The organism is Maritimibacter sp. 55A14, from assembly GCF_003122205.1.
Classification (GTDB): Bacteria; Pseudomonadota; Alphaproteobacteria; order Rhodobacterales; family Rhodobacteraceae; genus QEYE01.
In genome coordinates this window covers 51,745-67,475 of record NZ_QEYE01000012.1, presented here as the reverse complement: position 1 = coordinate 67,475, position 15,731 = coordinate 51,745, and the positions used below count along the sequence as shown (strand labels likewise).

At 66.8% G+C, this 15,731-nt stretch carries 14 protein-coding genes; 2 read left to right on the top strand and 12 right to left on the bottom strand.

Annotation, left to right across the window (positions count from 1 at the left end; translation table 11 throughout):
* Nucleotides 1-17 precede the first annotated feature (17 nt).
* A complete protein-coding gene (locus DDZ14_RS11800; RefSeq protein WP_109425186.1) occupies nt 18-623 on the bottom strand; it encodes a LysE family translocator in 606 nt (201 codons plus the stop codon).
* Between the two features lie 253 nt (nt 624-876).
* A complete protein-coding gene (locus DDZ14_RS11795) occupies nt 877-1,386 on the bottom strand; it encodes a GreA/GreB family elongation factor (protein ID WP_109425185.1) in 510 nt (169 codons plus the stop codon).
* Nucleotides 1,387-1,515: 129 nt separating this feature from the next.
* Between DDZ14_RS11795 and DDZ14_RS11790 the strand changes: the two genes are divergently transcribed.
* Together DDZ14_RS11790 and DDZ14_RS11785 are read left to right on the top strand one after the other, a co-directional pair.
* Complete coding sequence (locus tag DDZ14_RS11790) at nt 1,516-2,343, top strand: DMT family transporter (RefSeq protein ID WP_109425184.1); 828 nt, start codon at nt 1,516-1,518, stop codon at nt 2,341-2,343.
* A 48-nt stretch (nt 2,344-2,391) separates the two neighbouring features.
* The gene (locus tag DDZ14_RS11785; protein WP_109425183.1) at nt 2,392-3,141 is read left to right on the top strand and encodes an alpha/beta fold hydrolase; all 750 of its coding nucleotides are present in this window, start codon (nt 2,392-2,394) and stop codon (nt 3,139-3,141) included.
* Between the two features lie 16 nt (nt 3,142-3,157).
* On the opposite strand, the gene DDZ14_RS11780 is transcribed toward DDZ14_RS11785, so the two are convergent.
* The 10 genes from DDZ14_RS11780 to gcvH form a co-directional block, all read right to left on the bottom strand.
* On the bottom strand, nt 3,158-4,093 hold the full coding sequence (locus DDZ14_RS11780) for a glyoxylate/hydroxypyruvate reductase A (RefSeq protein WP_109425182.1): 936 nt from the start codon (nt 4,091-4,093) through the stop codon (nt 3,158-3,160).
* Complete coding sequence (gene rodA / locus DDZ14_RS11775) at nt 4,090-5,241, bottom strand: rod shape-determining protein RodA (protein WP_109425181.1); 1,152 nt, start codon at nt 5,239-5,241, stop codon at nt 4,090-4,092. Before rodA ends, DDZ14_RS11780 begins: the two co-directional genes overlap by 4 nt.
* On the bottom strand, nt 5,238-7,184 hold the full coding sequence (mrdA, locus tag DDZ14_RS11770; protein ID WP_109425180.1) for a penicillin-binding protein 2: 1,947 nt from the start codon (nt 7,182-7,184) through the stop codon (nt 5,238-5,240). The genes rodA and mrdA overlap by 4 nt, the downstream gene beginning before the upstream one ends.
* Nucleotides 7,181-7,720, bottom strand: coding sequence for a rod shape-determining protein MreD (locus tag DDZ14_RS11765; protein WP_109425179.1), 540 nt, complete (start codon nt 7,718-7,720; stop codon nt 7,181-7,183). The genes mrdA and DDZ14_RS11765 overlap by 4 nt, the downstream gene beginning before the upstream one ends.
* Nucleotides 7,713-8,651: a rod shape-determining protein MreC gene (gene mreC / locus DDZ14_RS11760; protein WP_109425178.1), complete on the bottom strand. Its 939-nt coding sequence runs from the start codon at nt 8,649-8,651 to the stop codon at nt 7,713-7,715. Before mreC ends, DDZ14_RS11765 begins: the two co-directional genes overlap by 8 nt.
* A gap of 51 nt (nt 8,652-8,702) precedes the next feature.
* A complete protein-coding gene (locus tag DDZ14_RS11755) occupies nt 8,703-9,740 on the bottom strand; it encodes a rod shape-determining protein (RefSeq protein ID WP_109425177.1) in 1,038 nt (345 codons plus the stop codon).
* Between the two features lie 182 nt (nt 9,741-9,922).
* Nucleotides 9,923-11,506, bottom strand: coding sequence for a 2-isopropylmalate synthase (locus tag DDZ14_RS11750; protein WP_109425176.1), 1,584 nt, complete (start codon nt 11,504-11,506; stop codon nt 9,923-9,925).
* 186 nt (nt 11,507-11,692) lie between these two features.
* Nucleotides 11,693-12,109, bottom strand: a complete 417-nt coding sequence (locus DDZ14_RS19390) for a hypothetical protein (protein ID WP_146193130.1) — start codon at nt 12,107-12,109, stop codon at nt 11,693-11,695.
* Between the two features lie 377 nt (nt 12,110-12,486).
* Nucleotides 12,487-15,333 carry an aminomethyl-transferring glycine dehydrogenase gene (gene gcvP, locus DDZ14_RS11740; RefSeq protein ID WP_109425174.1) on the bottom strand — a complete coding sequence of 949 codons (2,847 nt, stop codon included), beginning with the start codon at nt 15,331-15,333 and terminating at the stop codon, nt 12,487-12,489.
* Nucleotides 15,334-15,358: 25 nt separating this feature from the next.
* Nucleotides 15,359-15,718: a glycine cleavage system protein GcvH gene (gene gcvH / locus DDZ14_RS11735; RefSeq protein WP_109425173.1), complete on the bottom strand. Its 360-nt coding sequence runs from the start codon at nt 15,716-15,718 to the stop codon at nt 15,359-15,361.
* Nucleotides 15,719-15,731 lie beyond the last annotated feature (13 nt).

The following is a 15,731-nucleotide window of genomic DNA, read 5'->3' as shown; positions in this document are numbered from 1 at the left end:
AGACCGGCGGCGCCCGGTCACCCCGCCATCAGCCATATGGCGACTCCGGCCAGCATCGCCCCGCACACCAGGTTGAGCCGTCGCGCCGCGCGCGCGTCGCGCAGACCGCGCGCCAACCGACTGCCCAGATAGGTCCAGATCAGGAAAGCCAGCAGGTTATTGACCGTGAAGACCGCGGCGAGCCAGAGAACCGGCGCCAGCGTCCGTTCCGGCTGCAGGCCTAGGAACTGCGTGAACATCAGTCCGATGATCAGATAGGCCTTGGCGTTGACGACCAGCAGCAGCGCGCCTGACCCTGCACTGGCAGGGCGCGCCGCGGTTCCGGCCTCCTGCGCATCCGCCGCGCCCGCGCCCGCGAAGCGCCAGGCCAGCCACAGGACATAGGCGCCACCTGCAAGGCGGATCGTCGGCAGAAAGGCCGGGGCAGCCGCGATCAGCCTGGCAAATCCCAGCCCGATGGCCAGGGTCACCACGAAGGTCGCGAGGTGATAGCCGGCCAGTGCGGGGACGGCTGCACCGGGACCGAAGCGCGCGCCGAGCGCGGCGAAGAAGAGGTTTCCGGGGCCCGGGCTGTAAGCCAGGGGAGCCAGGAAGAAAAGCAAGGCGGGCAGGGTGTCTGTCATGGCGGCAACTCGGATTTCCGGTATATGCCGCGACTTTCGGCAAGCTGCCCGGCCCGCGCGACCCGTATCCTGCGCATAGAGCCGCCCCCGGCACGCCGGATCAGGTCGCGGCGATGCTCGCCGCGCGCCTCCGGCGGGGAGTATTTGGGGAAAGATGAAGAGGCTCGCGCCTTTGCGGCTTCATCTTTCCGGAAATACTCCGGGGGTGAGGCCGCAGGCCGAGGGGGCAGCGCCCGCTGAACCCGCTATGGGGTCAGTCGGGACCGGCGGGATAGCGGATCGCGACGATTTCCAGTTCCAGCGCGCCGCCGGGACGGTCCCAGTCCACCATCTGCCCCGGTTGTTCCCCGATCAGGGCGAGCGCAAGCGGCGAGTGGGCGGTGATGCACCCCTTGCCGGGGTCGGCCTCGTCCTCGCCCACGATGCGGAAGACCCGGCGTTGCCCGTTCTCGTCCTCCACCGTTACCTCGGCGCCGAATTCAACGGTATCTGCGGATTGTGCGGCGGGGTCGATCACCACCGCGCTTTTCACCCGCGATTCGAGATAGCGGATGTCGCGCTCGGCCACCGCGATCGGATGGGTGTCTTCCAGAAAGTCGCGATTGGCGCGCAGCCGGGCCAGTTCCGACCTCGCGGTGGCGAGCCGGGCCTGCAGATCCGCGAGCCCCCAGGGGGTGACGTAGTTGATATGCGGGCTGAGCGGCAGGTCGGGCAGTTGCTCGACCTCCGGCCCGCCATCCTCCTTGGTGAAGGCTTTGTTCATCGCCGGTCTCCGCTGAAAGGACAGGCTGGCAGTATCGCGCGGGCCGCGGGGCGATGCAATCGGGCTGTGCGCGCCGTGAACACGGGATTGTCATTCCCACCGCGCGGCGGGACGGGTAAGCCTGTGGGCATGAGGCTCTTTCTGCTGATCGCGCTGACCATGATCGCCTTCGCGGCGAACTCCGTGCTGAACCGGCTCGCCCTGGCGGAGGGACAGATCGGCCCGGCGGGATTCGGGCTGATCCGGCTGGCCTCGGGCGCGCTGGCGCTGGCGGCGCTGGTCTGGTGGCGGCACGGGCGTCCGGTCCTGCTGGCCGAGGTCACGGCGGTCAGCGTCGCGGCGCTCGCGCTTTATGTCCTGGGCTTCTCCTATGCCTATGTCAGCCTCGATGCCGGGCTGGGGGCGCTACTGCTTTTCGGTGGCGTGCAGGTGACGATGTTTGCCGGCGCCCTGGCCATGCGCGAGCCTGTGCCGCCGCGGCGCTGGCTGGGTGCTGCGCTCGCATTCGGCGGGCTTGTCTGGCTCTTCGGCGCGCCCTCCACCGGCGCGCCGCTGGCCATGGCGCTGATGGTTGCGGCGGCGCTGGGCTGGGGCGTCTATTCGCTGATCGGACGGCGGGTGGCTGACCCACTGGCTGCCACGGCGGCCAATTTCGCGCTGGCCACGCCGGTCGCGCTCACCGCGGTTCTGATACGGCCCGACGCACTGCCTGTGACCGGAGCCGGGGCCGGGCTCGCCGTCATTTCCGGTGTAGTCACCTCGGGGCTGGGCTATGCGCTCTGGTATCAAGTGCTACCGCTCATCGCCTCTTCCATGGCCGCGGTGGCGCAGCTCACGGTGCCGGTCATCGCGATGGCCGGGGGCGCGGTGCTGCTGGGCGAGCGGGTGACGCCCGCGATGCTGATCGCCGCGGCGCTGGTGCTGGGCGGGGTGGGGCTCTCGGCGTTCAGGCGCTGACGCAGCGATCCGCTGGACGGCGCGCGCGCGCCTGCCTATCTGGATGCCATGTTGCGCCGCCTGATCCTCGTTGTGACCCTGTGCCTGGCGCTGCCCGCACCCGCGCGGGCGGATTGCGTCGTGCTGCTGCACGGGCTGGCGCGCAGTTCGGCGTCCTTCACCCTGATGGAAGTGGCGCTGCGCGAGGCGGGCTACACCACCGTGAACCGGTCCTACCCCTCGACCGAGCGGCCGATCGGGGCACTCGGCGCGCGGGCGGTCCCCGAGGCGCTGGCGGCCTGCGGGGGCGAGACGCCGGTGCATTTCGTCACCCATTCGATGGGCGGCATCCTGGTGCGCGCCTTCCTGCAGACCAACACCATCGCCGGGCTGGGGCGCATCGTGATGCTGGCCCCGCCCAATCACGGATCGCAACTGGTCGACGAGATGCGCGACCTGGCGCTTTTCAGGATGCTGCACGGGCCCGCCGGGCTGCAACTGGGGACCGGCGCGGAAAGCCTGCCCAACAGCCTCGGCCCGGTCCGGCAGGTCGAACTGGGCGTGATCGCGGGCAGCGTGTCGTTCAATCCGGTCTATTCCAGCCTGATCGAGGGGCGCGACGACGGCAAGGTCTCGGTGGAGAGCACCCGCCTCGACGGGATGGCCGACCATATCGTGATGCCGGTGACGCATACCTTTATGATGAACAACCCGCTGGTCATCGCGCAGGTGCTGGCCTTCCTGCGGGATGGCGCCTTCGATCACGACCTGACGCTCGGCGAGTTGCTGGAGGAGGGGATGCCGGGCATCGCGAAATAACGGCTCCGGGTGCGGTTCAGTAGCCCCTGGCGCGATCGACGAGGTGCAGGAACGGCTCCCCCGCCTCGCCCCGCCGGATGTTCTCGGCGATCAAGCGCGCGGCGCTCATCGGCCGCGTCTCCGAGGCGATATGCGGGGTCACCGTTACCCGCGGATGCGCCCAGAAGGGATGCGCCGCGGGAAGGGGCTCTTCGCGGAAGACATCGAGTGTCGCGTGGCCCAGATGGCCGCGGTCGAGCGCGGCCAGAAGCGCGTCATCGTCGATCAACTGTCCGCGGCCAGGATTGATCAGGACCGCGCCTTCGGGCATCAGCGCCAGGCGCTGCGCGTCCAGCAGGTTCTCCGTTTGCGGGGTGAGCGGCAGGAGCAGCACCAGGATATCCGAGTCCGCCAGCAACTCCGCCAGGCCATCCTCGCCATGGTGGCTGGTGATGCCGTCGAACGCCTTCGGGCTCCGGCTCCAGCCGCCGACGCGGAAATTCAGCGCCGCCAGAGCCGCCGCGCAGGCCTGCCCCAGTGCACCCAGCCCCAGGATGCCCACCGCCCTGTCGCGCGCCAGCGGCGGCACATTGTGGCGCCAGACCCCATCCTGCCGGCAGATTTGCGCATCCATGCCCAGATGGTGGCGCAGCACATGGCCTGTCACCCATTCCACCATGCCTTCGGTCAGTCCCTCGTCGACCATCCGCGCCAGCGGCACGCGCAGCGTCTCGTTGTCGACGATATCCTCGACCCCGGCCCAGAGGTTGAGCACCGCCTTGAGCCCGGTGAACGGCGTGAAGTCCGTAAGCGGTCCGCCCGGCGCGAAGATCATGTAATCGACTTCCGCCGGATCGCCGGGCGCGCGGGTTAGCTCCACCTCGAGTCGCTTCTCGGCGAAGGCGTCGCGCAGCGGGCGCTCGTATTGCGCCCAGCGTTCCTCGCCGGCGGCGAACATTGCGACCGTGCTCATCTTCCCCCCTGGCGCGGCCGGTGGATATGCGCGCTCTGGACCAGGCCGAAGGCGATCATCAGCACCAGCATGGCCGATCCGCCGAAGGAGACCAGCGGCAGCGGCACGCCCACGACCGGCGCCAGACCCATGACCATCGACATGTTGACCGCGAAGAAGAGGAAGAAGGCGCTGGCGATACCCAGCGTCAGGAGCGAGGCGAAACGATCGCGATTGCGCAGCCCCGAGGCGAAGCAGAACAGGATGATCAGCGCGTAGAGCGACAGCAGCGATATTCCGCCCAGGAAACCGAATTCCTCGGCCAGGGTGGTGAAGATGAAATCGGTGTGCTTCTCGGGCAGGAAGTTCAGCCGCGATTGCGTGCCCTGCATGAAGCCCCGCCCGGTCCAGCCTCCGGAACCCAGCGCGATCTTCGACTGGGTGATGTGATAGCCCGCCCCAAGCGGATCGGTGGACGGGTCGAGGAAGGTGTCGATGCGGCGGAACTGGTAGTCCTTGATAAGCTGCCAGGGCGTGCCGCGCGATGCCATCACCGCGCCGACCGTTCCCACGCCCGCCAGCATGACCATCGCGAAATAGAGCCAGTGGACGCCGGCCAGCCACATCACCGCGCCGCCGCCCATCGCCAGCAGGAGCGCGGTGCCCAGGTCCGGCTGGCGCAGGACCAGAGCCATCGGCAGCGCGATCAGGATCAGCGGCAGCAACACCTGGAACGGGTGGGAGACCTTCCGGATGTCCAGCCAGTCGTAATAGGCGGCCAGCGCCATCACCAGCGTGATCTTGGTCAGTTCCGAGGGTTGCAGGCGCATGAAGCCCAGGTCGATCCAGCGGGTTGCGCCCATGCCCGTTGCGCCCATGAACTCCACGAGCACCAGCAGCAGCATCGACACGCCATAGGCCAGCACGCTCATGTTGCGCCAGAACCAGATCGGCACGAAGGCCACGATCATCATCAGCACCAGTCCCAGCCCGAAGCGCTGCATCTGCGGCGCGCTCCAGCGGTCGATATTGCCGCCCGAGACGGAATAGAGCATCAGGAAGCCGAATCCTGCCACTGCGGCCAGCAGCAGAAGCAGGCCCCAGTTGAAATGCAACACCTTGCGAAGGCCGTGCGGAACCGTGGTGACGCGATACTCCAGATAGCTCATGCGCGGCTCCGGCTATCGGTCGGTGGCGGTTTCAGCGGCCCGCGCAGGTCGAGCGCGTCGAACCGCTCGCCCACTTCGCGGCGCTGTTCGGCAGGATAGGCTTCCAGCGGCGGCAGCCCGCCATGCAACGCATAGAGCAGCACGTCGCGCGCGATCGGCGCGGCCGCCACCGATCCGCCGCCGCCATGTTCCACGACCACCGATACGGCGTAGCGCGGCGCCTCGAAGGGCGCGAAGCAGACGAAGAGCGCGTGGTCCCGCCGTTCCCAAGGCAGGTCCTCGTTGCGGAAGACGCCGCGGCGGCGCTCGTCGGCGGTGATGTTGCGCACCTGACTGGTCCCGGTCTTGCCCGCCATCTCCATCTCCGCGGCGGCGATGCGGGACCGGCGCGCGGTGCCACCGACCTCGTTGGAAACGCCGAACATGCCGCGCCGAACGGCGTTGAGCGCGGCGGCTGAGATGCCCAGCGGTTCGGCCTCGGTGCCGGTGTCCACGCCGTCGACGGATTTCACCAGCCGCGGCGCGACCGCCGTGCCGCTGGCGATGCGCGCGGCCATCACCGCCAGTTGCAAAGGCGAGGCCAGCACGTAGCCCTGGCCGATCCCGACATTGAGCGTGTCGCCGAGCAGCCACGCCTCGCCGTGGCGGCTCTGCTTCCAGGCCTTGTCCGGCGCCAGCCCCTCGGCAATGCCCGACAGCGGCAATGCGTGGCGTGTGCCGATGCCCAGCCGCCGCGCCATCGCCGCAATCCGGTCGATGCCCACCCGCTCGGCGACCTCGTAGTAGTAGACATCGCAGGACTGCTTGAGGCTGTTATGCATGTTCATGTGCCCGTGGCCGCCGCGCTTCCAGCAATGGAAGCGCCGCCCGGAGGTCTGCTTGAAGCCGGGGCACCAGACGGTTTCGCCGGGCGAGATCACACCGGCTTCCAGCGCCGCCAGCGCGACCACCATCTTGAAGGTCGAGCCCGGCGGATAGATGCCCTGCACTGGTTTGCTGGCCAGCGGGCGGAATTTGTTTTCTGTCAGCGCCTTGTAGTCGCCCACGGAAATGCCGCGCACGAAAAGGTTGGGATCGTAGGTCGGGGCCGAGCCCACAGCCACCAGATCGCCGTTCCGGACATCAATCACCACGGCGGCGGCGCTCTCTCCCGCCATGCGCGCCTGGGCGAAGTTTTGCAGCGCATAATCGACCGTGAGCTGGACGTCGGAGCCCGGCGTGCCTGGCGTCCGGTCAAGCTCGCGCATCTCGCGTCCGGCGGCGTTCACCTCGATCCTGCGGTTGCCTGCCTTGCCGCGCAGAAGCGGCTCCAGCCGGGCTTCGGCGCCGTATTTGCCGATCTGGAAATTCGGGATTTGGAGCAGCGGGTCGGGATCCTCGATCCGGCCGAGATCGTAGTCGCTGACCGGGCCGACATAACCCACGACATGGGTGAAATCCGGCCCCAGCGGATAGTGGCGCGACAGCCCCACCTCGGCGGTGATGCCGGGCAGGGATGGCGCGTTGACCGCCACCGCGGCGACCTCTTCCCAAGCGAGGCGGTCCACCAGGGTGTATGGCACGAAGGGGCTACGCGCGCGCATCTCCTCGATCGCGCGGTCCACCAGCGCGTCGTCGAGATCGACCAGCTTGCGCAGCCGGGTCAGCACCGCCTCAAGGTCGTCGGTTTCCTCCCGCACCACGACGATGCGGTAATTCTGCTGGTTCTCGGCGATCAGCACGCCCTGGCGGTCGAAGATCAGTCCGCGCGCCGGGGCCAGCAGCCGGATACGGATGCGGTTGTCCTCGGCGAGCAGGCGGAACTCGTCGGCCTGGTTGACCTGCAAGTAACGCATCCGCCCGGCCAGGAGCGCGATGAAACCGGCCTGCGCACTGCCCAGGATCAGCCCGCGCCGGGTGATGCGGCGGACACTTTCCTCGGTATCCTTGCCCGGTTGTCTCACAGCCTGTGTCCCAGAATGCCGGCCTCGCGTGGTGCAGCCTTTCTAACCCGAAACACCATGTTGGAGAAGAGCACAACCAGCGGATAGGCCAGCACAGTCAGCAGCGCGACCAGCAGCATCGGTCCCAATCCGGGCTTGGGCGTGAAACTGACGGCGAGCGCCACGCGCTCGGCCACGGTCAGGGCCAGGAAGGCGCCGGACACGAGCAGCCATTCGACCGCGAACGTCATGTCGCCATAGCGTTGGACCCGGCGGCGCAGGAATTCGGCGGTGATCAGGACCAGCGCGCTGTGCAGTCCCGGCGGTCGCTGGAAGAGCAGATCGGCCGTCAGGAAAAGCAGCGCGATCAGGATGGGCGGCACGAAGTCCGGCCGCCGGATGATCCAGGCCGCGGTGACGCAGAGCATCAGGTCGGGGCCGGGCAGGCCGAAGAAACCGATATCAATGGGAAGCAGGCGGATGAAGATCAGTGCCAGGCAGACCAGCACGAAATAGACGCGGTGGCTCCAGACATGCAGCGCGGCGGGATCAATCATCGGGTGCCGTCCCCGCCGCAGCAGGCGCTCTCAGATCCTCGATACCGGGCGCTTCCTCCTCCTCCTCCTCGGGGGCGAGCCCCACCAGGTTTCCGGGCTCGTCGATGTGCCGGGCCGGGTGGCTGCGCAGCACGCGCAGGAATTCCAGCCGTTCATAATCGGCGGCCAGGCGCACGCGCAGGCGGCGATCGGGGCCGGTGGCGATCTGGCCCAGCAGCAGGCCCGCGGGAAAGATGCCGCCATCACCCGACGTCACCACCCGGTCGCCCGGCCGGACAAGTTCGGGGGCTTCCAGAAACTCCAGCGGCGGCGTGTCGCTGTTGTCGCCGGCAGCCATCGCGCGCTGGCCGGAGGGCTGGATGCGCACCGGGATACGGCTGTTTGAATCGGTGGCCAGGATCACCCGCGCAGTGGTGCGCCCGACGCCCGAGATGCGGCCGACGACGCCCAGGCCGTCCATCACCGGCCAGCCGTCGCGGATGCCGTCGCGGGCCCCGACATTGAGCAGCACCGAGCGGCGGAAGGGCGAGCCACTGTCGGCCAGCACCACACCCGTGACATAGGTGAGCTGCGGGCTGAGCCGCACCTTGTTGAGATCGAGCAGCTTGGCGTTGCGCTGTTCGAGCTGGATCGCGGCCTCCCGCCAGGCCTTCATCTGTTGCAACTCGCGCCGCAATTCCTGGTTCTGTTCGTAGATGCGGGTGTAGGACTGGAAATTCTCGACCATGCGCGCAACCCGCGTGACCGGCACCATCGCCCAGTCCATGCTGGGCACGATGCGGTCCACCACCGCGGCGCGGAACCGCTCCACCCGCGGGCTGTCGATGCGCCAGACCAGAAACACCGCCAGCAGCAGCACCACCAGGAAACCGATCAGCAGGCGCCGGATCGGGCGGGTGTAAATGTCGTCGGAGTTACGGTCGCGGGCCATGAGCCATCCGTTTTCGCCTTACGCGCGCTGCCGCACGCGCGGGCGTATGCGTCAGCTCTCGTAATCTATCGCATGACGAAGCTGTTTTTCATACTCCAGCGCCTTTCCGGTGCCCAGCGCGACGCAGTTCAGGCTTTCGTCCGCGACGGAAACCGCCAGCCCGGTCTGTTCGCGCAACGCCAGGTCAAGCTCGCCCAGCAGCGCGCCGCCGCCGGTCAGCATCACGCCGCGATCCACGATATCGGCGGCAAGGTCGGGGGGCGTGGCTTCCAGCGCCATCATCACCGCCTCACAGATCTGTTGGACCGGCTCGGCCAGCGCCTCGGCAACCTGCGCCTGGTTGATCTCGGTTTCCTTGGGGACCCCGTTGAGCAGGTCGCGGCCGCGGATCTGCATGCTGGCGCCGCGTCCATCATCGGGCATCCGCGCGGTGCCGATGGAGGTTTTGATGCGTTCGGCCGTGGCCTCGCCGATCAGCAGGTTCTGCTGGCGCCGCAGATAGGATACGATGGCCTCGTCCATTCGGTCGCCGCCCACCCGGACCGAGCGCGCATAGACGATGTCTCCCAGGCTCAGTACCGCGACCTCGGTGGTGCCGCCGCCGATATCCACGACCATATTGCCGGTCGGGTCGGTGATCGGCATGCCCGCGCCGATGGCCGCCGCGATGGGTTCGGCGATCAGGCCGGCCTTGCGCGCACCCGCGCTCAGTACCGACTGGCGGATCGCGCGTTTCTCCACAGGGGTGGCGCCATGCGGCACGCAGACGATGATCTTCGGCTTGGTGAAGGTGGTGCGCCGATGGACCTTGCGGATGAAGTGCTTGATCATCTCCTCGGCGACGTCGAAATCCGCGATCACGCCCTCGCGCATGGGCCGGATCGCCTGGATCGAGCCGGGTGTGCGGCCCAGCATCAGCTTGGCGTCCTCGCCCACGGCCAGCACTTCCTTGGAGCCGTTCTTGATATGGTAGGCCACGACCGACGGTTCGTTGAGGATTATGCCCTGGCCCTTGACGTAGACCAGCGTGTTTGCCGTTCCGAGGTCGATAGACATATCAGCCGAGAAAAGGCTTGATAAACCGAACATATGATCTGGTGTCCCTGATGCGATTCTGTCGCCGATCCGGCGGCGCCGGAGCGGCGCCGCAGGGCCACTTATAGGGACCGGGAGAAACCGGCGCAAAGGGATTCCCATGCGCCGGTCAGCAGATTTTCGCCTTTCGCCGCATCACCGGGCGGCTGGTGCGGTTTCCTGCCTCGCCGCGCCGCTCAAGACACCGATTGCAGGTTCGAATCGGGGTCCTGCTTGGTGCGGCGCAGCAGCAGCTTGTTGAGCGCGTTCACATAGGCCTTGGCCGAGGCGACGACCGTATCGGTGTCCGAGGACTGGCCGGTCACGATGCGCCCCGCTTCCTCCATCCGGACCGAGACGGTGGCCTGCGCGTCGGTGCCCTCGGTCACCGCGTGGACCTGGTAGAGTGCCAGTTTCGCATCATGCGGGAAGAGTGCCTTGACCGCGTTGAAGGTCGCGTCCACCGGCCCGTCGCCCTGCGCGGTCACCTGGTGGTCCTTGCCGTCGATGGTCAGTGTCAGGTCGGCCGATTGCGGCGCCTCGGTGCCGCAGATCACGCGCAGGAACTTGACCTGGATCGTGTCATGGGCCGCGTTGGTGGTGCTGTCGGCCATCAGCGCGATCAGGTCGTCGTCGTAGATTTCCTTCTTGCGGTCGGCCAGCGCCTTGAAGCGCACGAACACGTCCTTGAGCTGGTTGTCGCCCAGCTCATATCCCAGTTCCGACAGCTTCGCGCGCAGCGCCGCGCGGCCCGAATGCTTGCCCATCACCAGGTTGGTGTCGGTCAGGCCGATATCCTCGGGCCGCATGATCTCGAATGTCTCGGCGTTCTTGAGCACCCCGTCCTGGTGGATGCCGCTTTCATGGGCGAAGGCGTTCTTGCCCACGATGGCCTTGTTGTACTGGACCGGGAAGCCCGAGACGGTGGCGACCATGCGGCTGGCCTGCATGATCTTGGTGGTGTCGATGCCGGTGTGGTAGGGCATGATGTCGTTGCGCACGCGCATCGCCATCACCACCTCTTCCAGCGCGGTGTTGCCCGCGCGCTCGCCCAGCCCGTTGATGGTGCATTCGATCTGGCGCGCGCCCGCCTCGACGGCGGCCAGCGCGTTTGCCGTCGCCATGCCCAGGTCGTTGTGGCAATGCGTCGCGAAGACGATCTCGTCGGCGCCGGGCACGCGGGCGCGCAGCATGCGGATCAGGTTGGCCGATTCCACCGGCGCTGTGTAGCCCACCGTGTCGGGGATGTTGATCGTCGTCGCCCCTGCCTTGATAGCGATCTCGATGACCCGGCAGAGATAGTCATGCTCTGTCCGGGTCGCGTCCATCGGCGACCATTGCACATTGTCGCAGAGGTTGCGCGCGTGGCTCACCGTCTGGTGGATGCGTTCGGCCATGCCGTCCTGATCGAGCGCGGTGATGTCGCGATGCAGCGGCGAGGTGCCGATGAAGGTGTGGATGCGCGGCCGCCGGGCATGCTTCACGGCCTCCCAGGCGCGGTCGATATCGGTCGGGTTGGCGCGCGCCAGCCCGCAGATCACCGCCTGCTTCGACAGTTTGGCAATATCGCGGACGGCCTCGAAATCGCCTTCGGAGGCGATTGGGAAGCCCGCTTCTATGATATCCACGCCCATCTCGTCCAGAAGCGCGGCGATCTCCAGCTTCTCGGCATGGGACATGGTCGCGCCGGGCGACTGCTCGCCGTCGCGCAGCGTGGTGTCGAAGATCAGGACGCGATCCTGCGGGGCTTTGGCCTGCGGGGATTTGGATGCTTCAGTCATCTGGGAACTCTCTCGGGTCAATGCTTAGCTGTGGGGTTCAACGGCGCGAATACACATCCCCTGAGCGCACGCGCCGGAAACGGCACGCTCAGAGGCGGCTAAGCAGCAGAAGCGCGGAAAGCGGGCGGGCCGAAGGGGCCGCCCCGATCATCGGAATATGGATCACGTCGCGCGTCATGCGGCGCACTATACGCACTCACACGCCGAGGTGAAGCGGTTTTTCGTGCGGATCCGCGCGAATTTTACCGGACCGCCGCCCGGATTCATGTCTCTCTTGCAGCATCGGCGCGGCCCCGTGCGTGGCGGGCTGGCGCAGGGACCGGCGTGTCCGCCGCCGCCGCCGCCAAAGTTTTTCAGGCGCGCATGGATGCCGGCGATCTTCTTCCAGCACCGGTCCAAACTGCGAATCGGAGGGTGCCGCTGGTCGGCCGTGGCGGCAGAATTGTTTCGGCTTTGGAAACCTGCTGGCTTTAGCCGGGAGATTTGTTCTGGTGGCGCACCGATCAATAATCCCTGAGTTGAAATATGAGCTGAAAACGGCGCAGGATTCTCGTCAAAGTTGTGGCGCACTTTTTTCAACTGAATCAGGGTATTAACAGCCATGTGCCACATTTGCGCCCGAATTGAGACGCCCGATGTGGCAGGATTCCCTCTTCTGTTGAGCGGAATTTTGCGCAAACTCTTGGGTAATGACTTGAAGCTGGGGATGCTACGAGATGTCTGTAATCGAACACGACCATATGAGTCCGCCGCGAAGGGCGGCGTTCTTCCAACGGTTCCGTCTCAGGATCGCCGTGCCCAGCCTGCGCGCGCAACACGTCCGACGCCAGTCCGCGCAGAAGCAGACCCTCACCAAATCCGAATTGAAGGCGCTCTTCGCGCCGGAACTGCGGTTCATGAAGAACAGGAAGACCCCGCAGTAACGTGCGTCGCGCGCAGCCTTCGCCTGCGCGCCGTCCGTTCTCGGGGCCATGATCTTCCTATTCGGCCGCCTCGGCGTAGCTTTCAACAGGCGGGCAGGTGCAGACGAGATGCCGGTCTCCATAGACGTTGTCCACGCGATTGACTGGCGCCCAATACTTGTCCACGCGGAACGAGCCCGGCGGGAAGCAGCCTTCCTTGCGTGAATAGGGCCGGTCCCAGTCTCCGGTGAGATCCTCCATCGTGTGGGGCGCGTTCTTGAGGGTGTTGTTCTCCCGGTCCATGCGGCCTTCCTCGATGGCGCGGATTTCCTCGCGGATGCCCAGCATCGCCTCGCAGAACCTGTCCAGTTCAGCTTTCGTCTCGCTCTCCGTCGGCTCGATCATCAGCGTGCCGGCGACGGGCCAGCTCATCGTCGGTGCATGGAAGCCGCAGTCGATCAGCCGCTTGGCGATGTCGTCCACGCTGACGCCCGCGCTTTCGGCGAAGGGCCGCGTGTCGATGATGCATTCATGCGCCACCCGGCCCGTGGGCCCCTTGTAAAGCACGTCATAGGCGCCCGAGAGCCGCGTCGCGACGTAATTGGCGTTCAGGATCGCAACCCGCGTCGCCTGGGTCAGCCCCGCACCGCCCATCAGCAGCACATAGGCCCATGAGATCGGAAGGATCGAGGCTGAGCCGAACGCCGCAGCCGATACCGCGCCTTCGCCCATCAGCGGGTCGCCCGGCAGATAGGGCGCCAGATGCGCCTTCACCCCGATCGGCCCCATGCCCGGACCACCGCCTCCATGCGGGATGCAGAAGGTCTTATGCAGGTTCAGGTGGCTCACGTCCGAGCCGATCTCGCCGGGCTTGGCCAGCCCGACCAACGCGTTGAGGTTGGCGCCGTCCATGTAGACCTGACCGCCATGCGCGTGGGTGATCTCGCAGACCTCGCGCACGGTCTCCTCGAAGACGCCGTGGGTGGAGGGATAGGTGATCATGCAGGCGGCCAGCCGGTCGCCGGCATTTTCGGCCTTGGCGCGGAAATCGTCCAGATCGACATCGCCGTTTTCTGCGGCCTTGACCACCACGACCTCCATTCCTGCCATCTGCGCGGAGGCCGGGTTCGTGCCGTGCGCGGAGGTGGGGATCAGGCAGACGCGGCGCTGATCGTCGCCGCGGGCGCGGTGATAGGCGGCGATGGTCAGCAGCCCCGCATACTCGCCCTGCGCGCCGGAGTTGGGCTGCATCGACATCGAATCGTATCCGGTGATGGTACAGAGTTTTTCCGACAGATCGGCGATCAATTCCCGGTAGCCCTCCATCTGATCGGCCGGCGCATAGGGGTGGGGCAGCGAGAACTCGCGCCAGCTCACCGGCATCATCTCGGCGGCCGAGTTGAGCTTCATCGTGCAGGAGCCCAGCGGGATCATCGCCCGGTCGAGCGCCAGATCGCGGTCGGCCAGCCGGCGCATGTAGCGCATCATCTCGGTCTCGGCCCGGTTCATGTGGAAGACCGGATGCTCAAGATAGGTGCTGGTGCGCAGCATCTCCTCGGGCAGGCGGTAGTCCGGCGTCAGATCGTTGTCGGCCCGCTCAAGCCCGAAGGCGCGCCAGACGGCCTCGATATCCGCGGGCCGCGTACGTTCGTCGATCGCGATGCCGATCCGCGTGCTGCCGACCTTGCGCAGGTTGATGCCCTCCTCGCGCGCCGATTTCAGCAGCACTTCCTGCATCGGGCCGACATCGACCGTGATCGTGTCGAAGAAGGTGGCGGGCTCGATCTCCAGCCCGATGCTCTCCAGCCCCTTGGCCAGCCGCACCGTCTTGCGGTGGATGCGCTGCGCGATGGCCCTCAGCCCCTCGGGTCCGTGGAAGACCGCGTACATCGAGGCCATGACTGCCAGCAGCGCCTGCGCGGTGCAGACATTGGAGGTGGCCTTCTCGCGCCGGATATGCTGCTCGCGCGTCTGCAGCGACAGCCGGTAGGCGCGGTGGCCGTGGCTGTCGACCGACACACCCACGATGCGGCCGGGGATCGACCGCTTGTAGGTGTCCTTTGTGGCCAGATAGGCCGCGTGCGGCCCGCCGAAGCCCTCGGGCACGCCGAAACGCTGGGTCGAGCCCACCGCGATATCGGCGCCCATCGCGCCGGGCTCCCTGAGGATCGTCAGCGCCAGCGGGTCGGCCGCGACGACGCCGATCGCCTGGGCGTCGTGCAGCGCGGCGATGGCATCCGTGAAGTCGCGCACATGACCGTATGTGCCAGGATATTGGAAGATCGCCCCGAAGACCGCGCCCGGATCGAGATCGCGCGCCGGATCGCCCACCAGGATCTCGATCCCGACGGGCGCCGCGCGGGTCCGCATCACCGCGATGTTCTGCGGATGGCAGTTCTCGTCAACGAAGAAGGCGCGGGCCTTGGATTTCGCGACACGCTCGGCCATTACCATCGCCTCTGCGCAGGCCGTGGCCTCGTCCAGAAGCGAGGCATTGGCAATCTCCAGCCCGGTCAGGTCGCTGACCATCGTCTGGTAGTTCAGCAGCGCCTCCAGCCGGCCCTGGCTGATCTCCGGCTGGTAGGGCGTGTAGGCGGTGTACCAGGCGGGGTTTTCCAGGACGTTGCGCTGGATCGCGGGCGGTGTGACCGTGCCGTGATAGCCCTGCCCGATGAGCGAGGTCAGAACCCGGTTCTTCGCCGCCGTGATGCGCATGTGGTGCAGCACCTCGCGCTCGGACTTGGGGCGCCCCCAGTCCAGTGGCTCCGACTGGCGGATGCTCCGGGGCACGGTCTCGTCGATCAGCGCCTCAAGATCGGCGACGCCGAGCGTTTCGAGCATCTCCTCCATCTCGGCCGGGGAGGGGCCGATATGGCGGCGGTTCGCGAAGTCGTAGGGCAGGTAGCTGGTGGGCTCGAAGGTCATGGGGTTGCTCCCGGATGGGGTGGGATCAGTCGATCAGGTCCTTATAGGCGTCTTCGTCCATGAAGGCGTCCAGCGCCGAGAGATCGTCGATCTTCATCTTGAAGAACCAGCCGGCGCCCAGCGGGTCCTCGTTGACCAGCGCCGGGTTGTCGTCCAGCGTGCCGTTGACCTCGACGATCTCGCCGTCCAGCGGGGCCAGGATGTCCGAGGCCGCCTTGACGCTCTCGATCACCACCGCGTCGTCGCCGCTGGCGACCTTGGTGCCTTGCTCGGGCAGTTCCACGAACACGATGTCGCCAAGCTGCTCGGCGGCGTGTTCGGTGATGCCGACCACGACGAGATCCTCCTCGATGCGCAGCCATTCATGTTCTTCGGTGAATTTCATATCTCTCACTCCC